The following is a 2,202-nucleotide window of genomic DNA, read 5'->3' as shown; positions in this document are numbered from 1 at the left end:
CACCTAAGCCTGCGACAAGTGGGGAACGCATCCGCGGCCTGGGGCTCGGCGTGGCCGTCGCCAGAGCCCGCCGGATCACCGAACCGATGCTGGAGGCAGCGACGCCCTCGCCGAGCTCACAGACGCGACGATGCTCGGCGCGGCACTGCTGCCCTCGGTGGAGGACCTCAGCTTGCGCCGCTAGCGGGAGTTTCCTGGATAAGTTGTTCTTGAGGGACTTTCGCCTTACGTAGCAAGGGTTTCCGGGGGCGGCGGTGTATGACCTAAGTCGCGCTGGCTGGTGCCCATCGGTTCAGGTTGTAGAGGTCGTAGAGGGCTTGGTGGTCGGCGGTCATCTCGGTGGTCATGCGGCGTGCTTTGGGTCGTCCGCCGGTGGAGGGGTAGATGAGCACGGTTTCCCCGATCTCGGCCAGGGTGTCCAGTAGTGCCCGTACGGAGAGGTCGTGCCCGGCGCGGTGGGCTTTCAGGCGCATCAGGTGGGCCAGTTGCAGGGCGAGCACGCAGGTGAAGGTGTGCACGGCGATGTTGTGCTCGGTCCAGTGAAACATCGGGGAGAATGACACCTGGTGGGGGTCTTTGAGCTGCCGGAACCCGAACTCGATTTCTGATTGGGAGCGGTAGGCGGCCACGACGTCGGGCACGGTCCAGTCGTCGTGGTCGGTGATCAGGATCCGTTTGCCGAACACCTCGTCTTGGAGTGCTCGTCGTTTCTGGGTGTTGACGGTCCAGCTCAGGCGGTGCTGGGCGGGGATGTCGCCGGTGAGCTGAATGTCGATGACGCGGCGCAGCCAGGGGTCGCTGGTGATGGTGGCGATCTCGGCCTCGACCGCTGCCCGAGCGCGGCGGGTTTTGCCGCGGGCCAGGGTCGCGGCGAGTTCGTCCAGGGCTTTGCCGGCTTTGGCCAGGGTGGTGCCGGTGAACGATCGGGCCTGGTCGTCGTGCAGGGATTGTGAGTGGGTGAGCACGACCCGGCGGGTGGCGCCGTAGACGACGCGTTCGGTGTCGATCGCGCTGAGGCCGGGGTAGCGCTCGGCGTCGACGGGGCGGCGGTCTGTGGCGGGCCGGGCGAGCAGGTCGGGGCAGTCGCTGGGCGGGACGGACCCGACGTAGTGCAGTCCCGAGCGGGTGAGGTGGGCGAAGTTGTCGCTCGAGTTCTGCCCGGCGTCGAAGACCACCGTCATCGACGCCGCCGACGCACCCGTGTCACTGCCGGTGGCGGTCTCGGTGGCGGTGGCGGTCAGCTGGGTGTAGCGCTGGGCCAGGCGCTCGATGAGAGTCGGGAACTGGGTGACGTCGGGGCGGTTGCCGGGGTAGGCGTGCCAGACCAGCGGGATGCCGCCGGCGCGGGTGACGACCATGCCCAGCCCGACCAGGCGCAGGTCGGTGCGTTTCTGTTTCGCCTTGCCGCGTTGGGCGATCGGGGCCCTGTCGTTGGCGGTGTCGATGTAGGTGGCGAAGTTGGTCATGTCCAACGCGACGCTGGACAGGTCCAGCTCGTACAGCTCGATCATCCTGGCCGTGAGCCGCGCGGAGATCTCCTGCAACGCTTCGCCGTCAACGCTGTGCATGGCGTCCCAGAACTTGCGGTGGTCCAGCACCGTCGCGCTGATCTTGGTGAACCGGTCGGCGGCGGTGGCCGCCCACCAGTGGGCGAAGGCCCGCTTGGATCCCGGCTCGACCAGGCGGCCCAGCGCCGCCAACGCCAGGTACGTGCCGACGGAGGCGCCGGCGTCCGCGCGGCGGCCACCGACCACATCGTCGATGACGGCGGCCACGTCCAGATCGGTGAGCAGCGACCAGACCGCGGCGACGTCGCCGAAACGCAGGTGCCGGGTCCGCGCCGGGACCGTGCCGGCCTGCGCGCCGTCGATGGCCGCCTCGATGTCGGCGGCGGAGCCCAGGTAGCGCTCGGAGACCATCTTGGGTTTGCCGTTCACCCGGGCCATCTCGCGCAGGTAGTAGTACGTCTTCCCGTTGATCTTCTTCCCGTACACGCTGGCCACACTTTAGGTCATACACTATTTGATCCAAGACCACCGCCTCGACACGCCGTGATTGCCTTACCTGGCAGCCGAAACGGCTACCGGCCCCGAGGGAAGATCAACTTATCCGGGAAGGTCCCGCTAGAGGGGCGTGGAGGACTCACCCCGCCTCCGCCCAGCCTCCGCCCGCCGCCTTGGGTGTTTGGCCACAATGACCTGT

General features: G+C 67.8%; 1 protein-coding gene. It reads right to left on the bottom strand.

Annotated features, from left to right (window positions below; genetic code table 11):
- Positions 1-263 precede the first annotated feature (263 nt).
- A complete protein-coding gene (locus tag VGR06_RS27245; protein ID WP_327561990.1) occupies positions 264-2,003 on the bottom strand; it encodes an IS1634 family transposase in 1,740 nt (579 codons plus the stop codon).
- Positions 2,004-2,202 lie beyond the last annotated feature (199 nt).

The organism is Actinophytocola sp. (genome assembly GCF_036002505.1).
Classification (GTDB): domain Bacteria; phylum Actinomycetota; class Actinomycetes; order Mycobacteriales; family Pseudonocardiaceae; genus DASYTH01.
This window is presented reverse-complemented; position numbering and strand designations above follow the sequence as displayed.